Genomic DNA, 18,746 nt, shown 5'->3' with positions numbered 1-18,746 from the left:
CCCGCGCAGACTGTCGTGACCGCTCAGTTGCGCATAGATCAGCGCCACCAGGTGATCCCAGCTCTTGAAGGACTTGTCGTAGCCATCCCCGTCCAGACCATCCACAACTGTCTGAAACCGCCGTCGACTGATCGGTTCAAGGAGCTTCCCAAAAATGCTACCGCGAAATCGCATGCTCGGCCTTCTGTGTCTCGACAACCAGAAAAGACCGGTTTGCCTCGGTTTTGCCGAGCATGCACTGCGACATAGCGATTCATTCCCCGGACAGCCCTGCTCTTCGCGGGGAGAGGGTAGGGTGAGGGGCTTCTATCCGCGAGCACTGAACTAGCAGTTGAGCGCGTGGCTTGCCCCTCACCCGGATCGCATCTGCGATGCGATCCGACCTCTCCCCGTAAGAACGGGGAGAGGTGAATACGAAACAAGGAGAATCCCATGGCCCCGGCACCCGTGATCCGCCTGCATCCCGATGACAGCGTGCTGATCGCGCGCGCGAGCCTGCCGCCCGGGCTTGAGGTCGCGAGCGGCGTCACCACCACCGACCGCATTCCGGCCGGCCACAAGGTCGCGATCAAGCCGATCGCCGAAGGCGAGCCGATCAAGCGCTATGGCCAGATCATTGGCTTTGCCACCCTGCCGATCGCGCCGGGGCAGCATGTGCACACCCAGAATTGCGCCATGGGCGATTTCGCCAAGGACTATGCCTATGGCGTCGACGTGAAGCCGGTGCCCAATTTCGATCTGCCGGCGACCTTCGACGGCATCCGCCGTCCAGATGGCCGCGTGGCTACGCGCAACTATATCGGCATCCTCACCTCGGTGAATTGCAGCGCCCATGTCGCTAGCCTCGTCGCCGACGTCTTCAAGAAGAATCCGTTCACCGGCGACAATCCGCTGGCCGATTTCCCGAATGTCGACGGCGTCGTCGCGCTGACTCACAAGACCGGCTGCGGCATGACCCAGGACGAGCCGCTTGCGCTGCTTCGCCGCACGCTCGGCGGCTATGCGCGGCATGCGAATTTCTCCGCCGTGATCGTGCTCGGCCTCGGTTGCGAAGTGAACCAGATCGGCGGCCTGATGCAGGAGCAGAAGCTTGCCGGCCGCCTGCGCGCGATGGACATCCAGGAAGTCGGCGGCACCCGCAAGACCGTGGAAGCCGGCGTCGCCTTCGTGCGCGAAGCACTCGCCGACGCCAACAAGGTCAAGCGCGAGAAGGTCGCAGCGAGCGAGCTCACGGTGGCGCTGCAATGCGGCGGCTCCGACGGCTATTCCGGCGTCTCCGCCAATCCCGCACTCGGCGCTGCCAGCGATCTCCTCGTGCGGCACGGCGGCACCGTGATCTTGTCCGAGACTCCGGAGACCTATGGCGCCGAACATCTTTTGACGCGCCGCGCCGTCAGCCGCGAGGTCGGCGAGAAGCTGGTCGGCCTGATGCGCTGGTGGGAAGAATATACGCAGCGCGAAGGCGCCGAGATGAACGCCAATCCGAGCCCCGGCAACAAGGCCGGCGGCCTCACCACGATCCTCGAAAAGTCGCTCGGCGCGATGGCCAAGGCCGGCAGCACCAATCTGGTCGACGTGCTGCATTACGCCGAACCGGTGACCAAGCGTGGTTTCGTGTTCATGGATACGCCCGGCTACGACCCGGTCGCGGCGACCGGGCAGGTGGCGGGTGGCGCGAATCTGGTCTGCTTCACCACCGGCCGCGGCAGCGTGTTCGGCTGCAAGCCCGCGCCTTCGATCAAGCTCGCCACCAACACGCCCATGTACAAGCGCATGGAAGACGACATGGACGTCAATTGCGGCACCATCCTCGACGGCGAGGAGAGCGTGCAGGAATGCGGCCAGCGCATTTTTGATCTCATGCTGAAGACGGCATCCGGCCAGCCCACCAAGAGCGAAAGTTTTGATTTCGGCGGCGCCGAGTTCGCGCCATGGGTTTTGGGCGCGACGATGTAGCCTCCGTCGTCCCGGGCTTGACCCGGGACTCATACCGCGTGATCTCCGTTGTGGCGCGAGCAAGCGGTTACAGCTTCGTGCATCACTAAACCCTGTGGTTATGGGTCCCCGGTCAAGCCCGGGACGATTCGGGGTTAGAGCGCGCCGAGACGATAGGCACCCGTGCCCGTTGTTAGTGCTTGCTGTCGGCCGGAACCAGTGTTCTGCTCAAAAAAGCTGCTGGAGTCCGCCATCCGTGTCGATCTTCGTCGCACTGCATCACGTCACGCATTACAAGTACGACCGACCGATCGACCTCGGGCCTCAGACCATTCGCCTGCGTCCGGTGCCGCATACGCGCACGCCGATCCTGAGCTATTCGCTCAAGGTCACGCCAGCCAATCACTTCGTGAACTGGCAGCAGGACCCGCAGGGCAATTGGCTGGCGCGGCTGGTGTTTCCGGAGAAGGCCAGTGAGCTGAAGATCGAGGTTGATTTCACGGCGCAGATGACCGTGATCAATCCGTTTGACTTCTTCGTCGAGTCCTACGCCACCTCCTATCCGTTCCAATACACCAATGATCTCAAGAACGAGCTCGCGCCCTATCTTGCAACGATCGAGCCCGGGCCGCTGCTCGCAGCTTACCTGAAGGAGATTCCACGCGAGGCCGACAGCACCGTCAATTTCCTGGTCGACCTCAACGCGAAGCTGCGAGAGAAAATCAGCTATCTCATCCGCATGGAGCCGGGCGTGCAGACGCCGGAGGAGACGCTGGCCGCCGGCGCGGGCTCCTGCCGTGACTCGGCATGGCTGCTGATCCAGATTCTGCGCCATCTCGGTTTCGCCGCGCGCTTCGTCTCCGGCTATCTGATCCAGCTTCGTCCCGACATCGATCCGGTCGAGGGACCGCGCGAGGTCGAGAACGATTTCACGGACCTACATGCCTGGGCCGAAGTCTATCTGCCCGGCGCTGGGTGGATCGGCTTCGACGTCACCTCGGGTATGCTGACGGGCGAGGGGCACATTCCCGTTGCGGCCACGCCGCACTACCGCTCGGCGGCGCCGATCTCCGGCACCGCAGGCTTCGCCAATGTCGATTTCGCATTCGAGATGAGCGTCAAGCGCATCCGCGAAGCGCCACGGATCACACGTCCGTTCTCGGATGAATCCTGGGCGCGGCTCGATGCGCTCGGCGAACAGGTCGATATCGACTTGAGGACGGAAGACGTGCGGCTCACCATGGGCGGCGAGCCGACCTTCGTTTCCGTCGATGATCTCGAAGCGCCGGAATGGAACATCGCCGCGGTCGGTCCGACCAAGCGTGCACTCGCCGATGATCTGATCCGCCGTCTGCGCGATCGTTTCGCACCGGGCGGTCTGCTGCACTACGGCCAGGGCAAATGGTATCCGGGCGAAAGCCTGCCGCGCTGGGCCTTCGGCCTCTACTGGCGCAAGGACGGCGTGCCGATCTGGAAGAATGCCGATCTGATCGCGAAGATCGAAAACCCGTACAAGGCCGAGATCAAAGACGCCGAGCGCTTCGCTGTGACCATGGCGCAGAAGCTCGCGCTGGCGACCGACTACGTCATGCCCGCCTTCGAGGATCCCGCCTTTTGGCTTCAGCGCGAGGCCGCGCTTCCCGCCAATGTCAGCCCTGCGAACTCGAAGCTGTCCGATCCGGAAGAGCGCTCGCGTCTGGCGCGCGTGTTCGATCAGGGATTGACGGCGCCGAAAGGATATGTGCTCCCGATCCAGCGCTTCAGTCCGCTTGCCGGCGTACGCGCCCGCTGGCGCAGCGAGCACTGGAAGCTCCGGCGCAGCCATCTGTTTCTGTCGCCGGGCGATTCCCCGCTCGGCCTGCGGCTGCCGATCTCTTCGCTCGAATACATCCCGCCGGAAGATTATCCCTACATCATCGAGATCGATCCGATGGCGCCGCGTGGCGGCCTCCCGGATTTCGACGAAGAATTGAAGCGCCTGCTCGAAGACCTCCCGGAGCCGCCGCCGGTGCGCACCGCGATGTCGATCGAAATCCGCGACGGCACCCTGTGCGCCTTCATGCCGCCGGTCGAGAAGGTCGAGGACTATCTCGAACTGGTGACGGCGATCGAGGCGACCGCCGAAGAATTGCAGATGCACGTGCATATCGAGGGTTACGCGCCGCCGTTCGATCCCCGCATCGAGGTCATCAAGGTCACGCCCGATCCCGGCGTGATCGAGATCAACATCCAGCCGGCGCAGAACTGGCGCGAGGCGGTCGATATCACCTTCGGCCTCTACGAGGACGCCGCGAAAGTGCGGCTCGGTGCCAACCGTTTCCTGATCGATGGGCGCCACACCGGCACCGGTGGCGGCAACCACATTGTGGTCGGTGGCAGCAACCCGGAGGATTCGCCGTTCCTGCGCCGGCCAGATCTGCTCAAGAGCCTCGTGCTGTATTGGCAGCGGCATCCGTCGCTGTCCTATCTGTTCTCAGGCATGTTCATCGGCCCGACCAGCCAGGCGCCGCGCGTCGATGAAGCGCGCCATGACGGGCTCTATGAACTCGAGATCGCGCTCGCCCATGTGCCGCCGGCGGGCGTGGAAGCGCCGCTGTGGCTGGCGGACCGGCTGTTCCGGCACATCCTGGTCGACATCACCGGCAACACGCATCGCGCCGAGATCTGCATAGACAAGCTCTATTCGCCCGATGGCCCGACCGGCCGGCTCGGCCTGGTCGAATTCCGCGCGCTCGAAATGCCGCCTGATCCCAGGATGTCGCTGGCGCAGCAGCTCCTGGTCCGCGCGCTGATCGCAAAACTCTGGCGCGAGCCGCAGCAGGGCAAATTCGTGCGCTGGGGCACCACGCTGCATGACCGCTTCATGCTGCCGCATTTCCTTTGGGAAGATTTTTTGGACGTGCTCGCCGATCTCGGGCGCTCCGGCTACGAGTTCTCGCCGGAATGGTACGCCGCGCAACTTGAGTTCCGCTTTCCCGCGTTCGGCCGCGTCCATCATGGCGGCGTCGCGCTGGAACTGCGGCAGGCGCTCGAGCCTTGGCATGTGCTGGGCGAGGAGGGGTCCGCAGGCGGCACCGTCCGCTATGTCGATTCCTCGGTCGAGCGGCTGCAGGTCAAGGCATCTGGCTTTGTCGAGGGCCGTCACGTCGTCACCTGCAACGGCAGGCGGATGCCGATGACGGCGACCGGACGTTCAGGCGAGGCGGTCGCCGGCGTCCGCTTCAAGGCTTGGCAGCCGGCCTCCGGCCTGCATCCGACCGTCCCGGTGCATGCGCCGCTGACCTTTGACCTGATCGACACCTGGAACGGCCGCTCGCTCGGCGGCTGCGTCTACCATGTCGCCCATCCCGGCGGCCGCAATTACGAGACCAAGCCGGTCAATTCCTACGAGGCCGAGGCGCGGCGGCTGGCCCGCTTCCAGGACCACGGCCACACCCCCGGCAGGATCGAGCCGCCGCCGGAAGAACGCACAATTGAATTCCCGCTGACCCTCGACTTGCGGACGCCGCTCCTGCATTGATTGCACCATAGCGTTTTCGAGCGAAGTGGGTACCGGTTCGCGTGAAGAAAACGCGTCAAACGCAGAGCGTCGGGAATGACCGGATCGGTCGGCAACAATCAGGAGAACAAGGCCCGCCCGGCCCAGCGCCGCATGGCGCAGTGGTCGCGCGATTATGCGCGGCTGCCTGGCATTCCCGATGAATATATCGGCCCGGACGGCACCCCGCGCCCGGTTTGGACCCGTTTCTTCGACGCCTTTGCCGCGCTTTCGCCGGCCGAGATCGAGCGCCGCTTCGCCGCCGCCGACCGGCATTTGCGCGACGCCGGCGTCACCTATCGCGCACCCGGCGAAACGTCTGACCGGCTGTGGCCGCTCAGCCACCTGCCGCTGATCATCGATGATGCCGACTGGCAACAACTCGTTGCCGGCATCACGCAGCGCGCGCAACTGCTGGAAATGATCCTGCGCGATATCTATGGCGATGGCCGCCTTGTCACCGATGGCGCGATCCCCGCCGCCGCGATTGCGGGCAGCAGCGAATATCTGCGCGCCGTCAGCGGCATCAAGCCGGCGGGCGGGCGCTACCTCCATCTTTATGCCGCCGATGTCGGTCGCGGCCCTGACGGCCGCTGGTGGGTGCTCGGCGACCGTACGCAGGCGCCGTCGGGCGCGGGTTACGCGCTGGAAAACCGCCTGGTGCTCTCTCGCGCTTTCTCCGGCCTTTACAAGTCGATGAATGTCGAGCGCGTCGCGCCGTTCTTCGAAGCGTTTCGCGATGGCCTGCGCGCCAGCGCCGACCGCGACGAGCCGCGCATCGGCCTGTTGACGCCGGGCTCGTTCAACGAGACCTATTTCGAGCATGCGACGCTGGCGCGCTATCTCGGTTTCCTGCTGGTCGAAGGCGACGATCTCGCCGTCAGCGGCGACCGCGTCCATATCCGCACCGTGGCGGGGCTGAAGCGGCTCGACGTGCTGTTGCGGCGGGTCGATTCCAACTGGCTCGATCCGCTCGAGCTCAACGCCTCCTCGCATCTCGGCGTGCCCGGCCTGATCGAGGTGCTGCGCAAGGGCGGTGTGGTGATCGCCAACATGCCCGGTTCGGGTGTGCTTGAAGCACGGGCGCTGCTCGGTTTCCTGCCGAGCCTCTGCCGCCGCCTGCTCGGCGAAGAACTGGAAATGCCGCATATCGCGACCTGGTGGTGCGGCCAGAAGGCGGCGCGCGAACAGGTGCTGTCGCGGCTCGATGATTTCGCCATCGAAAGCGCCTATGGCCGGGGTGTGCCGGGTTTCGCCAGCCATGGCCCCGTGCTCGCGGGCGAACTGTCGCCGAGCGAACGCGAGCGGCTGCGGAATGCGATCGTCGAACGCGGCATCGACTATGTCGGCCAGGAACTGGTGCGGCTGTCGACCACGCCGGTGTGGGAGAACGGCCAGCTCACGCCGCGCCCCTTTGTGCTGCGCGTCTTCGCTGCGGCCACGCCGCACGGCTGGACGATCCTGCCCGGCGGCTTCTGCCGGATCGCCGAACAGCCTGACGCCCGCGCGGTGTCGATGGGCGACGGCGCGCGCGCCGCGGATGTCTGGGTGGTGTCGGAAAAAGCGGTCTCGACCGCGAGCCTGTTGCCTGCCGGCGATACGGTGCGCATCCGCCGCATCGCCGGCGTGTTGCCGAGCCGTGCCGCCGACAATCTGTTCTGGCTCGGCCGCTATCTCGAACGCGCCGAAGCGACGCTGCGCTTGATTCGCGCGCTCGGCTCGCCGATGCGCGATCCCGCGAGGTCGAATCCGAGCAGCACGTCCAACCTGCATTCGGTCGAGCGCATCCAGCGCATGCTGGTGGCCTGGGGCGCGAGCTCGCAGACGGCGCGCGCGAACTTGGCCAAGGTCGCCTCCGAGGCCTTGCAGAGCGAGGAGCGCTTTGGTTCGGCATTGTCGCTGGTCCGCTCGGCGCAGCGCACCGCCACCTCGCTGCGCGAGCGTCTGTCGCCGGACGCCTGGCAGGTCATCACCGAGATGGTGGACCGGCTCGGCGAGGAGGTCGAGGATGACGATGGCGTCATCAGCGCGGCCGAGTTGACGCTGCAGGAACTGGCGAGCTTTGCGGGACTTGCGCAGGAGAACATGAACCGCGCCGCAGGCTGGCGCTTCCTCGACATGGGCCGCCGTGCCGAGCGCGCCATCAACACCACCCGTTTCGCGCGGCAGTTCGCCTATGACGAGGCTGGTGACGAAGACCTCGACATCCTGCTGACGCTCGTCGATTGTCAGATCACCTATCGCTCGCGCTATTTGGTGACGCCGCTCCTCGCGCCGGTGCGCGATCTCGCGGTGCTCGACCCCTATAACCCGCGCTCGGTCGCATTCCAGGTCGAAAGCCTCAACGAACACATCGCGGCACTGCCGAGCCTAAAGGAATACGGCATGATCGAGCGCCCGCAGCGGCTTGCGGTCGCGCTGCAGGCGATGCTGGCGACGGCGGAAGCGACGACCCTTGATGTCAAGACGCTGTTCTCGCTGGAGCAGGACCTGCTCAATCTCGCCGATGCCATCGGGCTCCATTATTTCCCGCACGGGCCCAATGCGAGCCGGCCGGAGAAGCTGACGGGCCTCGCGTGATCTACGATATCAGGCACGTCACGACCTACTCCTACGAAAGCCCGGTGAGCGTCGCGCGATGCTCGCTGCGGCTCGAGCCGCAAAGCGGCAGCGGGCAGCAACTGATTTCCCACAGCGTCGAGATCAGGCCGCGGCCCGCGGAGCGTACGGCGCGGCGCGACTTCTTCGGCACCTTGACCGAGAGCATCCTGATCGAGACCGCGCATCGCAATCTGCGCATCGACTCGCGCTCGCGCGTCTCGGTCTCGCGGCATGCGCCCGGCCGCACTGCGCCGAGCCCGTCCTGGGAGAGCGTGCGCGACATCGCGTTCGAGGCGACGAGTCTCGGACCATCCTCGCCGGTCGGCTATGTCTTTGCGAGCGCGCTGGTGCCGGTGCTCGCCCCGCTCACGGCCTACGCGTCCGCAAGCTTTCCAAGAGGAGGCGGCATCGTTGCCGGTGCCGCCGACCTGATGCGCCGCATCCGCAGCGACTTCAGATATGATTCCAAGGCCACCGTGATCTCGACGCCGCTGACGGAAGTGTTCGAGAAACGCCACGGCGTCTGCCAGGACTTTGCCCATGTGATGATCGCAGGGCTCCGCGGCCTCGGCCTGCCGGCGGCCTATGTCAGCGGCTATTTGCGCACCATCCCGCCGCCGGGACAGCCGCGCCTGCAGGGGGCTGACGCGACCCATGCCTGGGTTTCGGCGTGGTGCGGCGCCGAGCTCGGCTGGATCGGCTTTGATCCGACCAACGATCTCCTGGTCGAGAACGATCACATCATCCTCGCGGTGGGCCGCGATTTCTCCGACGTCTCGCCGGTCGACGGCATCATCGTCGGCTCGCGCAAGCAGAAGCTGAACGTCTCCGTCGACGTGCTGCTGGTGGAGTGACGCCGTCACGCGCATCGCATCCTGCCGTAGCCCGGGTGAAGCGTCAGCGTAACCCGGGTTCTTTCTTCGATGTCGATACAGTTGTCCCGGCTTGCGCTGCGCTCCATCCGGGCTACGGATTAAAGCCGATGGCTCAACGAAATGCGGCGGCGGACGGCGGCAGTGCGCCGGCGCGCTTGCCGCGAAGTGTCTCGGACGGGTACTCGCCGAACAGGTTTCTGTAATATTGGGCGAACCGTCCGAGCTCGATGAAGCCCTGCTGCATCGCGACTTCGCCGACGGTGACCTCTCCGGGCGCGCTTTCCCGTAGCATGGAATGGATGGCGCAAAGGCGCTTGTGGCGCAGGAATGTCACGGGGCCGATGCCGAACACGTCGTGAAAGGCACGGTGAAGTCCGCGCCGCGACAGCCTGAATTCGGCGCAGATCTCGGAGATATGCACCGGCCTTGGGCCCACTCTATCGAGATAGTCCTCGACGCGGCGAACGAGATTCATCGCCGACGGCAGATAGCCGCTGTCATCAGGCGGCAGCGAATTGACGATCGTACCCGTCATGCAGTCGACGATGGCGCGCTTCCAGAATTCGGCCGCATCATCCGAAAGCACCGCCTCGTGCCGGGCGAGACTTGAAACGATCTGGGGCAGGCGGCGGGCCGCGACCATGCCGATCGCATCGCTCGTGCGATAGTAGCTCTTTTCCAGCCAATGGGCGGGATCGCTGAGCCGCGCGTCGCCGCCAAACACGGAGCCGAGATGAGCGAGATCGAGTCGGACCGCTGCATAAGTGGATGCGCCGTGGAAGATCCCATCATGCTCGACCAGCGGCGGGATCACCAGGACGTCGGACGGACGCATGTCGAACGACCAGTGCGTGACACGGTCTTCGGCATCAAGCAGCATTCCAACGATCAGCCGGTCATCGGTCGAGATGCGCTGCGTGCGCAGGCCGAGATTGAACGAGCCGATGCTCAGCGAGAAATCCCCGATGCCGACATGAGACAGGGTCCCGCGCATCCTGCCACGTCCGATCTGCATGACGTCGACATGGCTGCCCTTGACGCCCTGATGCATGCCCTCGAAGCCATCGAGGTTGGAGATGTTCACCGAAAGATGTTGCGCCATCTTCGCTTCCCCCACGCACGCTGGGGCAGTGCCGGTCCCGGCAACAAGCCGGAGGACGGTGAAGTTCCTGCCACACCAGGACACCGATTGTCCTGCCGATTCGGGTTTCGCGATGGCGGTTGTGCGGCGGTAATTTTTCTCTCGATTTTCGCGAACGCGTTTTACCAACCGCAGGAGATCGGCCGGGTTCGCGTGGCGGCTGTAAGCAAGCTTGCCGAAAATTGGCACAGTCTGCACATCACAGGCCTGCGGAGTTGGTCTATCCTTTGGTCCACAACCAGAGCAGGCACGTGATGAGGTCGTGTTGGACCGCGTCGCAGGCCACGGGAGCGGCTGCGCTCACGGCAGCTCTCGCACACGACAAGAAGAGGGGCTCACCTGTTGTTGCCGCTGGGCTGGCGGCGCTTGAACCGGAAGGGGCGCGACACCGCGCAAAGCTGGCGCCATGTTTCGGGCAGAGACCGAGTGCAGCAACTATCAGCCGGATGATATCAGGACCGAGGACATGGTCTGGATTCCCGGCGGCACGTTCAGGATGGGATCGGATCATCACTACCCCGAAGAAGCGCCATCGCATCGCGTGACGGTCGGCGGTTTCTGGATCGACCGAACCCCCGTTACCAATTGGGAGTTTCGCGAATTCGTGCTCGCCACCGGCTACATCACTGCGGCGGAGATTCCGCCCGGTCCCGCGAACGATCCTGATGCACCGCCGGACATGCGCCAGGCAGGCTCGCTCGTCTTCACGGCGCCGCGGCGGGTGCGCGATCTGCGCGACACCAGCCAGTGGTGGACGTTCATGCCTGGGGCCAACTGGCGCCATCCATACGGCCCCAAGACCCACATCTACGTGCTCGGCAGTCATCCGGTCGTGCACATCACTTACGCCGACGCATTGGCTTACGCGAAATGGGTCGGAAAGGAATTGCCGACGGAAGCGGAGTGGGAATTTGCGGCGCGCGGCGGGCTCGAGGATGAGGAATACGCCTGGGGCAACGCCCTGATGCCCGGCGGCGTCCACATGGCCAATACCTGGCAAGGCAATTTCCCGGTGCAGAATCTCTGCGAGGACGGCTATGACCGTACTTCGCCGGTGACGGCGTTCCCGCCGAACGGCTATGGCGTCCACGACATGATCGGCAACGTCTGGGAGTGGACAACCGATTGGTGGTCGGCACACCACGAGGCCGACGCGCAGCACGGCGTCCCGCATAATCCCGTCGGTGGCCGCAAGGAGGCCAGCTACGATCCAGCGCGCGCGCGGGCCCGCATCCCACGCAAGGTGCTCAAGGGCGGTTCGCATCTTTCCGCGCCGAATTACAGCCGCCGCTATCGTCCCGCTGCGCGGCACGCGGAGGCGGTTGATGCCTCCACGAGCCACGTCGGCTTCCGGTGTGTGTTGCGGTCACCCGTTTCCCCGTCTCGCCATCATTCATGATGCGCGGTCATCCTGTAGGTTGCACACCGCTGAGCGCGCGACCGAGCTAGGAAAGCGTCGTTGAATCGGTTCCGTTGATCGGAACAAGTCTGTGCTTCCAGCAGTTGGCCCACTTGGCAGCAGGGGAGGCGTGGTGTCGAATACTGCAAATGCGAGGCCGGGGGGCGAACCAGCGGCCGTCATGTTGTTCCCGCAGCCGGCGCTGCAACTGGTCTATGACACGGCGCCGATCGGGCTTGCATGCCTGTCTCCAGACTGCCGGTATCTGCAGATCAATCAACGTCTTACCGAGATATGCGGATTGTCCGTCGAATATCATCTCGGACGCTCCGTCAGGGATTGCGTGCCTGCGCTGGCCGACTCGGTCGAGCAGATCGTGCAGTCGATCATGGAGACCGGCGAACCGGTGATCGGCGTCGAGGTCGCCGGTCAACGGGCCGATCAGGTCGATGAGCGTTTCTGGATGACGTATTGGCACCCGTTGCGTGCGCCGAGCGGCCAGATCGTCGCCATCAACGTCGCGGCGGAGGAGATCACCGAGCGCAAGCGCAGCGAACAGGCGCTTCGGCAGGCCCGCGACGCGGCCGAGGCCGCGCTGCAAGATCTGCGAGAGGCCCAGGCTTCGCTGGTTGAAGCCGAGAAGCTTGCTGCGCTTGGCCGGATGGTCGCGGGCGTTGCCCACGAGGTCAACAATCCCGTCGGCATCAGCCTGACGGTTGCTTCGTCGCTTCAGCGCAGGACCGAGCGCTTTGCGGCCGAAGCCGCGCGCGGCGGGCTCCGCCGTTCGACGCTGACCGAGTTCGTCGACGCGATCAACGATGCATCGCACCAGCTTGTCACGAACCTCAATCGCGCGGCCGAACTGGTGAGCGCGTTCAAGCAGGTCGCAGCCGACGACGATCAATCCGAACGACGCGAATTCGATGTTGGTGAATTGACAGGACGGATCCTGTCGAACCTGCGTCCCGAGTTTCAGGAGCGCGGCATCACATTGAATGCATGGTGCGAGCCAAATCTTCGGATCAACAGCCATCCCGGTCCTTACGGGCAGGTCCTGACGAATCTGGCGTTCAATGTCATTGCGCACGCGTTTCCGGACGGCCGCCGTGGTGCCGTCGATCTGACCGTGCGCGCCGCGGGAGCCGATCATGTCGAGGTGGTGTTCGCCGACAACGGCTCAGGGATGAGCGCCGGGACCAGGCGTCGGGCGTTCGATCCCTTCTTCACGACCCGCCGCCACGAAGGCGCGACCGGCCTTGGCCTGCACATCGTCCACAACATCGTGACCGAGCGCCTGGGAGGACGGATCAGGCTGGATAGCAAGGTGGGCAGCGGCACACGCATTCAACTGCTGTTGCCCAGAATTGTGGGCGAGCAAAGCGCGAATTGATCAGGCGCTCTTGCGCGCGCCCTTGACCGGATCGGCGCGCAAATTACGAAAGAATTTCTCGACCTCGCGCGACAGCGTCTCCGCCGTCGCGGTCAAATCACCGGAGGCGGCAAGCACGGATTCGGCCGCAACGGATGTCTTTCCCATCGCTTCGCTGAGCGAGCCGATATTGACCACGAGCGTATCATTGCCTTGCGCGGCCGCCTGCGCATTGATCGAGATCTCGCGCGTCGCGGCATCCTGCTCGCCGACGGCGCTTGCGATATTCGATGTCACGGCGTTGATCTCGCGGACGGCATTGCCGATCTCGCGCACCGCCTCGACCGAATTGCGCGTCGAGGCCTGGATCATGCCGATATTCTCGCCGATGTCGACGGTGGCTTTCGCCGTCTGTTCCGCCAGCGCCTTGACCTCATGGGCAACGACGGCAAAGCCGCGGCCGGCGTCACCGGCGCGGGCGGCCTCGATGGTCGCATTGAGTGCGAGCAGGTTGGTCTGCTCGGCGATCGCGCGGATCAGCGTGAGCACGCCGTCGATGCGCTGGGTCGCGGCGGCAAGCCCTTCGATCTCGGCGACCGATTTGTCGGTGCGCTGGCCGGCCTGTTCGACGGCGCCGGCGGACTGGCGGACCTGGCGGCCGATCTCCTGCACCGAGGCCGACAGTTCTTCGGCGGCGCTGGCGACCGCGGAGACATTGCCCGCGGCCTGCGTGGTGGCGCCGGCGGCCGTCACCGCGCGATCGCTGGCATCCGATGCGACGCTGGCAATGGCCTGCGCGGTATCGCGCATCGAGGCTGCATTGTCGTTGACTGCGCGCAGCACGGCGCCGATCGCCTCGCGGAACGCTTCCACAGAGGCTTCGATGTGCCTGGAGCGCTCGTCGCGTGCCTGCGATTCCTGCAGCACCTGGGAATTGAGGTTGCGGTTGCGCTGCATCGCCTCCCGGAAGATCTCGATCGCACGCGCCAGCGCCCCGATCTCGTCGCCGCGCCCAGTGTGGGGAACTGCGACGTTCTCCTCGCCTGCCGCGACCTGCCTGATCGTGGTGGTGATCGCGGAAAGCGGGCGGACGACCGAGCGCGAAATGATCAGGACGCCGAGCACCACCAGAACCAGTGCCAGGCCGCCGAGGCCGGTCAGCACGAGCGCCATGGTGCGGCTGGCATCTGTCTCCAGCGCCAGCTTCCTGCTGCGTTCGGCATAGACCTTCGACAGCGCCTCCAGATCCTTGTTCAGTGCCGTGCGCACGTCACGGTTGGCGTCATTGTCGCCCCATTCGCGGCCCGCGGCGGCGCCGATCTCGACGCCGCGGCGCACGAGCTCCTTGCGGAAGTCGACGAACTGCTCGATGCGCTTCTTGAAATTGGCGAACTGCTCGGCATCGTCGGCCTGGACGATCTGCTCCCAGTTCTTGACCAAGGCGAGGATGCGCTCGTTGAACTTGAGCAGCCCATCGCCGTATTTCTTCACCGTGGCCGGATCCGTCGACATGTAGATGCCGCGGGATTCCATCACCGCCGCATAGACGAGCGAATTGACCCGCTCGACATTCAGCGCCGCGCGGCTTGCCGTCTCCACGGCCTCCGTGAGCTCTGCGTTCCGGCGGCTGTTGTGGTCGGACAGGAAGGTGATGGCCGCGGTCAGCACCGCGAACAGTGCAAAGATCGCATACAGCTTGGCAGCGAGGGAACGCCGGGACGCCATGGCGCGGACAGGGATGGGGCGGGGAGAGGTTATGATTTCAGCCATTCGGGGCACTCCAGATGGGCCGGGGAGCACCAACGGCCGGTAAAATCATCCTGAATTTTGGTGGACAATTTCTTAATGCGCGAAGTTTCCCGCATTGCATCCGGTGGCGAGGTAGCCCAGGTGGGACCGGGCCGGATAGCCGGTCGGCACCGGTTCTTGCATGGTGATAGACTGTTGATCCAATGAAGCGCGGCCAGCGCGCGGGAATCCCTCATGGTCTATCGCCACGTCATCGGTGCCACCTCTTACGTATTCGGCGATCTGCGCGACCTGCTCGCCAAGGCCACGCCGCCGCGCTCCGGCGACCGCCTTGCCGGGATCGCGGCCGGAAGTGCGCAGGAGACGATCGCGGCGCGGGTCGCGCTCGCCGATGTGCCGCTGAAGCAGTTCCTGAACGAGGCGGTCATCCCCTACGAGGACGACGAGGTCACCCGCCTGATCCTCGACACCCATGATGCCGCAGCCTTTGCCGTCATCTCGTCACTGACCGTCGGTGGCTTTCGCGACTGGCTGTTGTCGGATGCCGCGAGCACCGATGCGCTGCAGAAGCTGTCCCGCGGCATCACGCCGGAAATGGCGGCCGCAGTGTCGAAACTGATGCGCAACCAGGACCTGATCCTGGCTGCGAAGAAATGCGAGGTGACGACCCGCTTCCGCAACACCATCGGGTTGCGCGGCCAGATGAGCACGCGGCTGCAGCCCAACCATCCCTTTGACGACGTCAAGGGCATCACCGCCTCGATCCTCGACGGGCTCCTGCTCGGATCGGGCGACGCCTGCATCGGCATCAATCCGGCGAGCGACGATCCCAATGTCATCGGCGGCCTGTTGAGGCTGCTTGACGACATCATCACGCGCCTTTCGGTCCCGACCCAGGGTTGCGTACTGACCCATGTGACGACAACCTTGGGGCTGATCGGGCAGGGCCTGCCGGTCGATCTGGTATTCCAGTCGATCGCCGGAACGGAAGCCGCCAACCGCAGCTTCGGTGTCGATCTTGCACTGCTCGGCGAAGCGCGCGAGGCGGGACTGTCGCTCCGCCGCGGCACGGTCGGTGACAACGTCATGTATTTCGAGACCGGGCAGGGCTCGGCGCTGTCGGCGGGCGCCCATCACGGCGTCGACCAGCAGACCTGCGAGGCTAGAGCCTATGCGGTCGCCCGTGCTTTCGATCCTTTGCTCGTGAACAGCGTGGTCGGCTTTATCGGCCCGGAATATCTCTATGACGGCAAGGAAATCATCCGCGCGGGCCTCGAGGATCATTTCTGCGGCAAGCTGCTCGGCCTGCCGCTCGGCGTCGACGTCTGCTACACCAACCACGCCGAGGCCGACCAGGACGACATGGACAATCTCCTGACGCTGCTGGCCGCGGCCGGTGTCACCTTCATCATGGGGGTACCCGGCGCCGACGATGTCATGCTGAACTACCAGTCGACGTCGTTCCACGACGCGCTCTATATCCGGGACGTCTTCGGTCTCAAGCGGGCGCCCGAATTCGACGACTGGCTGCTCCGCGCCGGGCTCGCGGGAAACGACTTCCGGCTTACCGATCGTGCAGGGCTGCTGCCCGAATTTGCCTCGCGCCTGATCGCCTGAAACTCGGCGTTCCCTCTCGCAGTGCTCTTTGGCAACGAGCCGTTCCCTGCCCGTGTGCGCTGCCACAATCTTGAAGAATTTCTGGCCCAGCGTTCGATGCCGTGCTTACATTTGGTTTAGGCTCGTCTTAAGGAAGTTTTGATGAGAGCTGAGGGCATCGAGACGGCGCGACGCATCCTCTGCGTCTTCCCGCGCTACACGTCGGCGTTCGGTACGTTCGAATACGCCTATCCCTTGACCGATGGCGTCAAGGCTTTCATGCCGCCGCAGGGGCTGCTGCTGATCGCCGCCTATCTGCCGGAAAACTGGCAGGTCCGCTTCATCGACGAGAACATCCGTCCCGCCAGCAAGGCAGATTTCGAGTGGGCCGAGGCGGTGTTCGTCAGCGGCATGCACATCCAGCGCCACCACATGAACGACATCTGCCGTCGGGCGCATGCCTTCGATCTTGCCGTCGCCCTTGGCGGCCCCTCAGTCAGCGCCTGCCCGGACTACTATCCGTCGTTCGACTATCTCCACGTCGGCGAGCTCGGCGACGCCACCAATGAATTGATCGCGCGGCTGGCGCGCGATCCGTCGCGCCCACCTGAGCAGGTGGTTCTGAAGACCATGGACCGTGTGCCGATGACGGAGTTCCCGATCCCGGCCTACGAGCTTGCGGAGACACGACGCTATTTCCTCGGCAGCATCCAGTTCTCCAGCGGCTGCCCCTATCAGTGCGAGTTCTGCGATATCCCCGGCCTCTACGGCCGCAACCCGCGCCTGAAGACACCGCAACAGATCATCGCCGAGCTCGACCGATTGCGCGAATGCGGCATGACCGACACGGTCTATTTCGTCGACGACAATTTCATCGGCAACCGCAAGGCAACACTGGACTTGTTGCCGCACCTGATCGAGTGGCAGAAGAAGACCGGTTACGTCGTCCGGCTCGCCTGCGAGGCGACGCTGAACATCGCCAAGCGCCCCGAGATCCTCGAGAAGATGCGCGAAGCCTACTTCGTCACCATCTTCTGCGGTATCGAGACGCCCGATCCCGACGCGCTGAAGGCGATGCACAAGGACCACAACATGATGGTCCCGATCCTCGAAGGCGTTCAGACCATCAATTCCTACGGCATGGAGGTCGTCTCCGGCATCATCATGGGCCTGGACACCGACAAGCCCGAGACCGCGGACGCGCTGCTTGCTTTCGTCGATGAATCCCGGATTCCGCTATTGACGATCAACCTGCTGCAGGCGCTGCCGAAGACGCCGCTCTGGGATCGGCTCGAACGCGAGGGACGGCTGGTCGAGGACGACAGCCGCGACTCCAACGTCGAGTTCCTTTTGCCCTATGATGAGGTCATCAGCTCCTGGAAGCGGTGCATGGAGGTGGCCTACGAGCCCGAAAAGCTGTTCGCGCGCTACGAGCACCAATGCGACTACACCTACGCCCACCGCGTGAAGGTGCCTGTCAGCCCGGAAAGGAAGAGCTGGGCCAATATCAAGCGCGGGTTGATCATGCTGCGCAACATCTTCTGGCAGGTCGGCGTGCTCGGCGACTACAGGCGGACGTTCTGGAAGTTCGCGCTCGGGCGGCTTCGCCGCGGCGACATCGAGGGGTTGATCGCATCTTCGATGATCGCGCATCACCTGATCACGTTCGCGCGTGCGGCCTCGAGCGGCCAGCAGAACGCGTCGAACTATTCGATCCGGCTGCGCGAAGCTTCCGTGCCCGCCGAGTAGCCCGAAATGAAGCCACCGGCGCCGCCGCCCCTTTCGCTGACGCGCCTGCGGGCATTGACGCCGGCGCGCGTCGGGCTCGGCCGTTCCGGCTCCAGCCTGCCGACCGAGGCGCTGCTGAGCTTCACGCTCGACCATGCCCGTGCGCGCGATGCCGTTCATGCGGCTTTCGATCTCAATGGCCTCATTGCGGGATTGAACGAACTCGGCCTGCAGCCGATTCAGGTATCGAGCCAGGCGGGCGATCGCCGCGACTACCTCAGGCGTCCCGATCTTGGACGCATGCTCGATCCCGAATCGCGGCGCGCCTTGGAGAGCCACGGCAACGCGTCCAGCCAACTGGCCGTTGTGATCGGCGATGGCCTGTCACCGACCGCGGTCAATGTCCATGCGGTCGAACTGGTACGCCATCTATTGCCGCAGCTTGCGGCCGGCCGGATTGATATCGGCGGGACCGTGATCGCGTCGGGCGCGCGGGTTGCGCTGGGCGACGAAATCGGCGCGCTTCTCAACGCGCGCATGGTCCTGGTGCTGATTGGCGAGCGGCCCGGCCTGTCCGCGCCCGACAGCCTCGGCGCTTACCTGACCTTCGCGCCGCGGATCGGCCGCACCGATGCGGCACGCAACTGCATCTCCAACATTCACCGCGCGGGCCTCACCTACGCGGAAGCGGCATACCGAATCGCGTGGCTGGTCCGCGAGGGACTGAGCCGCGAAGTCACCGGCGTTGCCTTGAAGGACGAGAGCGGAGGCATTCCGCCGCAGCTCGGCGCGTCCTGAGCTGACGATCGGGGAGG

General features: G+C 64.7%; 12 protein-coding genes. 9 read left to right on the top strand and 3 right to left on the bottom strand.

Features of this window, described 5'->3' with window-relative positions:
* On the bottom strand, positions 1 to 174 hold a 174-nt coding region (locus YY7_RS58860), incomplete at its 3' end, for a DUF4372 domain-containing protein (protein WP_155255432.1).
* Between the two features lie 258 nt (positions 175 to 432).
* Between YY7_RS58860 and YY7_RS0134605 the strand changes: the two genes are divergently transcribed.
* From YY7_RS0134605 to YY7_RS0134590, 4 genes are all read left to right on the top strand, one after another.
* On the top strand, positions 433 to 1,956 hold the full coding sequence (locus tag YY7_RS0134605) for a UxaA family hydrolase (RefSeq protein WP_028167195.1): 1,524 nt from the start codon (positions 433 to 435) through the stop codon (positions 1,954 to 1,956).
* Between the two features lie 235 nt (positions 1,957 to 2,191).
* Positions 2,192 to 5,455 (top strand): DUF2126 domain-containing protein, encoded by a 3,264-nt coding sequence (locus YY7_RS0134600; RefSeq protein ID WP_028167194.1) that lies wholly within the window; start codon positions 2,192 to 2,194, stop codon positions 5,453 to 5,455.
* A 75-nt stretch (positions 5,456 to 5,530) separates the two neighbouring features.
* Positions 5,531 to 8,053: a circularly permuted type 2 ATP-grasp protein gene (locus YY7_RS0134595; RefSeq protein WP_028167193.1), complete on the top strand. Its 2,523-nt coding sequence runs from the start codon at positions 5,531 to 5,533 to the stop codon at positions 8,051 to 8,053.
* Positions 8,050 to 8,928: a transglutaminase family protein gene (locus YY7_RS0134590; RefSeq protein WP_028167192.1), complete on the top strand. Its 879-nt coding sequence runs from the start codon at positions 8,050 to 8,052 to the stop codon at positions 8,926 to 8,928. The genes YY7_RS0134595 and YY7_RS0134590 overlap by 4 nt, the downstream gene beginning before the upstream one ends.
* A 133-nt stretch (positions 8,929 to 9,061) precedes the next feature.
* Here the strand turns inward: YY7_RS0134590 and YY7_RS53780 are convergent, their stop codons facing one another.
* Positions 9,062 to 10,051: a helix-turn-helix domain-containing protein gene (locus YY7_RS53780; RefSeq protein ID WP_035691666.1), complete on the bottom strand. Its 990-nt coding sequence runs from the start codon at positions 10,049 to 10,051 to the stop codon at positions 9,062 to 9,064.
* A 445-nt stretch (positions 10,052 to 10,496) separates the two neighbouring features.
* Between YY7_RS53780 and YY7_RS0134580 the strand changes: the two genes are divergently transcribed.
* Positions 10,497 to 11,489, top strand: a complete 993-nt coding sequence (locus YY7_RS0134580) for a formylglycine-generating enzyme family protein (protein WP_028167191.1) — start codon at positions 10,497 to 10,499, stop codon at positions 11,487 to 11,489.
* Between the two features lie 133 nt (positions 11,490 to 11,622).
* A complete protein-coding gene (locus YY7_RS0134575) occupies positions 11,623 to 12,879 on the top strand; it encodes a sensor histidine kinase (protein ID WP_245287514.1) in 1,257 nt (418 codons plus the stop codon).
* Here the strand turns inward: YY7_RS0134575 and YY7_RS0134570 are convergent, their stop codons facing one another.
* Positions 12,880 to 14,628, bottom strand: coding sequence for a methyl-accepting chemotaxis protein (locus YY7_RS0134570; RefSeq protein ID WP_245287513.1), 1,749 nt, complete (start codon positions 14,626 to 14,628; stop codon positions 12,880 to 12,882). It lies immediately after the preceding gene.
* A 213-nt stretch (positions 14,629 to 14,841) separates the two neighbouring features.
* Here YY7_RS0134570 and YY7_RS0134565 point away from each other — a divergent pair, with 213 nt between their 5' ends.
* The 3 genes from YY7_RS0134565 to eutC all read left to right on the top strand — a co-directional run bounded on the left by YY7_RS0134565 (position 14,842) and on the right by eutC (position 18,729).
* Positions 14,842 to 16,224, top strand: coding sequence for an ethanolamine ammonia-lyase subunit EutB (locus tag YY7_RS0134565; protein WP_028167188.1), 1,383 nt, complete (start codon positions 14,842 to 14,844; stop codon positions 16,222 to 16,224).
* A gap of 141 nt (positions 16,225 to 16,365) precedes the next feature.
* On the top strand, positions 16,366 to 17,952 hold the full coding sequence (locus tag YY7_RS0134560) for a B12-binding domain-containing radical SAM protein (protein ID WP_028167187.1): 1,587 nt from the start codon (positions 16,366 to 16,368) through the stop codon (positions 17,950 to 17,952).
* A 6-nt stretch (positions 17,953 to 17,958) separates the two neighbouring features.
* Positions 17,959 to 18,729 carry an ethanolamine ammonia-lyase subunit EutC gene (eutC, locus tag YY7_RS0134555; protein ID WP_028167186.1) on the top strand — a complete coding sequence of 257 codons (771 nt, stop codon included), beginning with the start codon at positions 17,959 to 17,961 and terminating at the stop codon, positions 18,727 to 18,729.
* Positions 18,730 to 18,746 lie beyond the last annotated feature (17 nt).

It is taken from the genome of Bradyrhizobium elkanii WSM2783 (assembly GCF_000472865.1).
GTDB lineage: Bacteria > Pseudomonadota > Alphaproteobacteria > Rhizobiales > Xanthobacteraceae > Bradyrhizobium > Bradyrhizobium elkanii_A.
This window is presented reverse-complemented; position numbering and strand designations above follow the sequence as displayed.